We start from the raw sequence: 5,600 nt of genomic DNA, 5'->3' as shown, positions 1-5,600 counted from the left end.
TGGAGCAGCTCGGCAGCGCCGTCTCTGCCTTCGACGCCGTGCAGTTCAGCGCAAAGTATCTGGCCTTCCTGAAGCTGGCGTTCGACCCGTCGACGGGGAGATTCCGGAACTTCCTGAGCTACCAGCGGGATTGGCTCCCAGACGGCTCCGAAGACTGCCACGGCCGCGCGTTGTGGGCATTGGGAACGGTGATCGGGCGCTCGCGCGACGCCGGGCTGCGCGGCGCAGCCGGGCACCTGTTCGAGCTGGCCTTGCCGACGGCGCCGAGCTTCACCAGCCCGCGGGCGTGGGCCTTCGTCCTGCTGGGGATCGAGGAGTACCTGGAAGGCTTCCCCGGCGACCGCGACGCCATCCGGGTCAGGGATGAACTGTTGCAGCGCATGCTGCAACGCTACCAGGACGCGCGTTCTCCCGGCTGGAGCTGGTTCGAAGACTCGCTCGCCTACGACAACGCCCGGCTCCCGCAGGCGCTGTTGTCGGCGTCCGCGGGGGCGGACACGGGGCCGCGCGTCGCGACCGCCCTGTCGGCCCTGAGCTGGCTGGCGAACGCGCAGCACATCGCGCCGGCAGATCACTTTGTCCCCATCGGGTCGGAAGGCTTCTATCCGAAGGGCGGGGAGCGCGCGCGCTTCGACCAGCAACCGGTCGAGGCGGCGGCCATGGTGTCTGCCTGCCTGCAGGCGTTGCGGATGACCGGCGACCCACGCTGGCGGCGGGAAGCGTGGTCGGCGTTCCGCTGGTTTCTGGGCCACAACGACCTGGGCCTGTCGCTCTACGACGCCGCGAGTGGAGGCTGCCGCGACGGATTGCATCCCGACCGCGCCAACGAGAACCAGGGCGCGGAATCCACGCTCTCGTTCCTCACGGCGCAGGTGGAGCTCCGGCTGCTCGAGCGGAACGAACTCAAGCAGTCCAGCTTCCAGGAAAGCGACGACGCGCCCTCACAACGCCGCATCCACAAGGTGTCGCGATGAGCGCGCCGGTGATGGGAAACCGCCTGGAGAGTTCCCTGCTGGGGCGCCACGAGGTGCTGTTCACCCGCCATCCGGGAAACCCGCTCCTGACCGCCGGCGACTGGCCGTATCCCATCAACAGCGTCTTCAATGCGGGCGCGACCCTGCTGGCGGACGGCTCCACGCTGCTGCTCTGTCGCGTGGAGGACCGCCGCGGACTCTCGCACCTGTGCGCGGCGCGCTCCGCCAACGGCGTGGACGGATGGCAGATCGATGCGGAGCCGACCCTGCTGCCCGACATCGCCAACCACCCCGAGGAGATCTGGGGCATCGAGGACCCGCGCATCACGTTCGTCCCGGAACTGGAGCAGTACGTCGTCACGTACACCTCGTTCGCGCGTGGCGGGCCCGGCGTCTCGCTGGCGCTGACCAAGGACTTTCGCACCTTCGAGCGCTTCGGAGTCGTGATGTCGCCGGAGGACAAGGATGCCGCGCTCCTGCCCCGCCGCATCGGCGGGCGATGGGCGCTGATCCACCGGCCCATGACGACGCTGGGCGTGCACATGTGGGTCTCCTACTCGCCCGACCTGCGCTACTGGGGCGAGCACAAGCTCATGCTGCAGGCGCGGCGCGGCGGCTGGTGGGACGCCAACAAGATCGGGCTCTCGCCCCCGCCCATCGAGACCCCGCGCGGATGGCTGGTGCTGTACCACGGCGTGCGCCACACGGCGTCGGGGGCGCTCTACCGCCTCGGACTGGCGCTGTTCGACCTGGAGGAGCCGCAGAAGTGCCTGCTGCGCGGCGAGGAGTGGATCTTCGGTCCGGAAGCGGAGTACGAGCGCCGCGGGGACGTGCGCGACGTCGTGTTCCCCTGCGGCTACACGCTGGGCGCGGACGGCGACGCCATCAACCTCTATTACGGCGCGGCCGACTCCTGCATCGCGCTGGCGCGCGGCAGCGTGCGCCGGCTGCTGCAATGGCTCGACGTCAATGGCCGCTGCGAGCGGCGGCAGGAGCGCGAGTGACCGGGCCGCTCACCAGCGGCGCCGGGGCCGCCAGCTCGTAGTCCTTGTACTCGATGCTGAGATCGGCGTGCCCGCCCAGCCGGATGGCCGACGCGCTGTGGTTGCTGGCCGGCAGCCAGAACTCGCCCACCTTCCCATAGCGCTGCTCGATCTTGGTGTTGCGCACCCAGAACGACGGGCTCTTGGCCGGTTCCGCCATGATCCGCACCACGGCGAAATCCTCCGCGTCCACCCAGATCTTCCCGCGATAGAGGAACTTGCTCTTCGTCCTGGGTTCGACCGCGAGGACGTAACGGCCGCCCTCCGGCGTGCTCTCGAGCTCGAGCAGCGTGAAGCTGTAGTTGCCGTGGTCGAGCGCGATGCGCTTCTGGTTCTCGAGGTTGAAGGCTTCCTTCTCGCTCTCCAGGATCTTCTTGAAGACGCGGTCGATGATCACCTTGGAGCCGGTCTGCGAGCGGATGACGAACTCCTTGCGGTCGGGCCGGGCGTATTGCATCTCGACCACCATCTCGGCGCTGCGCGCTCCGAACAGGCCGTGATATTCGGCGCGGTAGACGCGGGTGGAGCGATAGCCGGCGAGCGCCTGCGCGCGCTCCAGGTTCCGCAGGATGAGGCGGTCAACGACCTCGTCGGCGGACAAGCGTGCCGGCGGCGGGCCCGCCTGTCCGTGGGCGGAAAGCACGGCGCAGAGCAGCAGGAGGGGGAGGGTGAGAACGAACGGTGAACGCATCGCACATCTCTTTTCCGGGACGCCGGCCGTTTAATCGTGGAGGATCACGTTCAGCAGCGAGCTGTGGATGCGCATCTCGCCGCTGCTGTAGTCGACGAAGCCCATCTTGCGGAAGCGGTTCATGAAGAAGCTCACGCGCGAGCGCGTGGTGCCGACCATCTCCGCCAACGTCTCCTGGCTCAACTTGGGGATCACGATGTCGGCTTTGGCGTCCTTGCCGAACTCCGCCAGCAGCAGCAGCACGCGCGCCAATCGCTTTTCGCTGGAGTTGAACAGTTGGTCGATGAGGTCCGCCTGGATGTGAGCGTTGCGCGCCAGCAGGAAGGATACGAACACTTCCGAGAGCGCCGGCTCGTGGCGCAGCACCCGCGCCATCTCCTTGCGGCTGATCTTGAGCAGGACGGAATCGCTGAGCGCAGTCGCCGTCGTCAGGCGGGTGGGGTGCCCGAAAGCGATGCACTCTTCGCCCACGAACTGCCCCTGGTTGAGCAACGTGACGACCGCTTCCTTGCCCTGCTTGGAGACGACGCTGACCTTCAGCCGGCCTTTCTGGATGTAGAAGACGGCGTCGGCCGGATCGCCCTGCGAGAAGACGTGCTCGCCCTTGGCCGTCTCGACGATCACCTTGCCGAGCCCGGCGTGAGCAAGGAATTCGGAGGGGTTGAAGGTCTTGGCGTCCCTGGTGGAGATAGCGGCGAACGGTTCCCCATTCGCACCGCGGCGTGCCTGCGGGGGTCCGGCCGGCCTGTTGCGTGGCTCGGACGTGCGCGGCGCGCCGTTTCGCATGGAGTACCTCCGGGGCCCACCTGCTCACACCATCCTATACTTCCGCCCCGCGCCGTGGTGGTCAATAGTGGACACCTAGCTGCCCGGCCGAATGAGCGCTATTGCACAGATTGGGGAAGAGCGTCAGCCTAGACTCGGCTCATAATGAAGGCTGATTTTGCCGCACAGGGCTTCGGTAAGGGCACCACGGGCCTGGAAACACGCCAATACGGCGACCGCCAGGTCGTGTATCGCCAGGGCGAGGCCGCCGACGGCATCTTCCGGGTGCAGCGCGGCCACGTGAAGCTCACCATCGCCGGCAACGGCAGCCGGAAGGCCGTGACTGCCATCCTCAGCGCCGGCGACTGCTTCGGCGAGGGCTGCCTGGTCGGCAGTTCGTTGCGAGCCTCGACGGCGACTTCCGTCAAGCGCTCCACCATCAACCGGGTAAGCAAGCAGGCGATGGCGCGCCGGCTCCGCCGGGAGCCCGGGCTGGCGCAACTCTTCATCCGTTACCTGCTGCTTCGCATGGGCCGCGTGGAAGACGACCTTGTCAGCCAACTGGTGAACTCGAGCGACCGCCGGCTGGCGCGGCTTCTGATCCAGCTCTCCGGCTGGGGCGCAGGCCCGGGCCGCCAACGCACGCTGGTGAACGTGGACCAGGGGACGCTCGCCCAGATGGTCGGGACCACGCGCTCGCGCGTGAGTCATTTCATGAACCAGTTCCGCAAGCGCGGCATGGTCGATTACAACGGCAGCGTGCGCGTGCACAAAGCGCTGCTGGCCTTCCTGCTGCGCGAATGCCCGACGCGGTGATGCCGCGGCGTGCGGCTCCGCGGCCGCCCTCCTGCCCCTTTTTCCCGATGTGAGCAATATTGAACAGTCAGCCGCGGCGTGGGGCATCTACCCTTCGATAGCAAGCCTCCTATCCGGGAGCACGACCGGATGGGCGTCGACTGCGAGTCACCCCTGGGAGGCACCACCCCGCATGCGCGTTCACCTGGTAAACCCTAGCGACACTGCCTTCGGCACGGCGGTCATCACGCCGCGCTGGCTTTATGTGCTGGCGGGCGCCACGCCGCGTTCCTTCGGCGACCCCGTCATCTGCGACGAGACCTTGCAGCACTTCGACCCCGCCACCGTGGAGGTGGGCGACGTGGTGGGCATCGGCATTCACACCGGCAACGCGCTGCGCGGCTACGCGGTCGGGCGGCTGGCGCGGGCGCGGGGCGCCTGGGTCATCTTCGGCGGCATCCAGGCCAGCCTGTATCCCGACGAGGCCATCGAGCGCGGCGCCGCCCACGCCGTCGTCAAGGGCGATGGCGACCTCGCCTGGGGACAAGTGCTGCGCGATTGCCAGGCGGGGACGTTGCAGTGGATGTACGAAGGCGGGCGCATCGCCGCCGGCGACTTCCAACCCGCGCGCTGGGACCTGCTGCCGCCCGACTCCTACATGTGGGGCTCGGTGCAGACGGTGCGCGGCTGCCCGAAGCATTGCTCCTTCTGCTCCGTCTGGCGCACCGACGGCCAGAAGCCGCGGCAGCGCGGGCCCGACGCCGTCATCGAAGAGATCGTGGAGCTGCGCCGCCGCGGTTTCCGCTTCATCGCGCTGGCCGACGACAACTTCTATCCCGTCTCGATGAACGACATCGTGCTGGCCGAGCGCCAGGACAACCGCCATCGCGTCGAGGAGCTGAAGCAGATCCGCGCGGAGCGCTTCGAGCTGATGGCGCGCCTCGCCGAGCTCCCCAAGGACATGATCTTCTTCACCCAGATCACCATGGAAGCGGCCGAGGACCCGGAGTTCCTGGCCGCCATGCGCCGCGCGCACATCCGCGGCGCGCTGGTGGGCGTGGAGACCGTCACTCCCGAAGGCCTCAAGGCTATCTACAAGGACTTCAACTCGTCGGGCGAGGCCCTGGTGCAGCGCCTGCAAAGGTTTTCCGAGCACGGGATCCACGTGCTCGGGTCGTTCATCTTCGGCCTGCCCACCGACCGCGAGGACAGCTTCGCCGCCACGCTCGACCTGGCGCGGCGCGCCGGCCTGACCTTCGCGCAGTTCGTGATGCTCACGCCCTTCCCCGGCACGGTGGACTTCGAGCACTGGGAAAAAGCCCAGGGCGAGGA

At 67.9% G+C, this 5,600-nt stretch carries 6 protein-coding genes; 4 read left to right on the top strand and 2 right to left on the bottom strand.

Going from position 1 to position 5,600, the window contains the following annotated elements; all coding sequences use genetic code 11:
* Positions 1–974: hypothetical protein (locus tag VLA96_03445; protein ID HSE48243.1), on the top strand; the 974-nt coding region annotated here is incomplete at its 5' end.
* Positions 971–1,978: a hypothetical protein gene (locus tag VLA96_03440; GenBank protein HSE48242.1), complete on the top strand. Its 1,008-nt coding sequence runs from the start codon at positions 971–973 to the stop codon at positions 1,976–1,978. The genes VLA96_03445 and VLA96_03440, both read left to right, overlap by 4 nt.
* Here VLA96_03440 and VLA96_03435 read toward each other — a convergent pair.
* Both VLA96_03435 and VLA96_03430 read right to left on the bottom strand, forming a co-directional pair.
* Positions 1,941–2,708, bottom strand: coding sequence for a hypothetical protein (locus VLA96_03435; GenBank protein ID HSE48241.1), 768 nt, complete (start codon positions 2,706–2,708; stop codon positions 1,941–1,943). The two genes, VLA96_03440 and VLA96_03435, sit on opposite strands and share 38 nt — an antisense overlap.
* Positions 2,709–2,738: 30 nt before the next feature.
* Positions 2,739–3,332, bottom strand: coding sequence for a Crp/Fnr family transcriptional regulator (locus VLA96_03430; GenBank protein ID HSE48240.1), 594 nt, complete (start codon positions 3,330–3,332; stop codon positions 2,739–2,741).
* 306 nt (positions 3,333–3,638) lie between these two features.
* Here VLA96_03430 and VLA96_03425 point away from each other — a divergent pair, with 306 nt between their 5' ends.
* Positions 3,639–4,289, top strand: coding sequence for a Crp/Fnr family transcriptional regulator (locus VLA96_03425; GenBank protein ID HSE48239.1), 651 nt, complete (start codon positions 3,639–3,641; stop codon positions 4,287–4,289).
* A 172-nt stretch (positions 4,290–4,461) separates the two neighbouring features.
* The coding region (locus VLA96_03420) for a radical SAM protein (protein HSE48238.1) at positions 4,462–5,600 on the top strand (1,139 nt) is incomplete at its 3' end.

Source organism: Terriglobales bacterium, from assembly GCA_035457425.1.
In the GTDB taxonomy this organism is placed as follows: Bacteria; Acidobacteriota; Terriglobia; order Terriglobales; family Acidobacteriaceae; genus JACPNR01.
The sequence above is the reverse complement of the archived record's forward strand: the minus strand, read 5'-3'. Positions and strand labels throughout refer to the sequence as shown.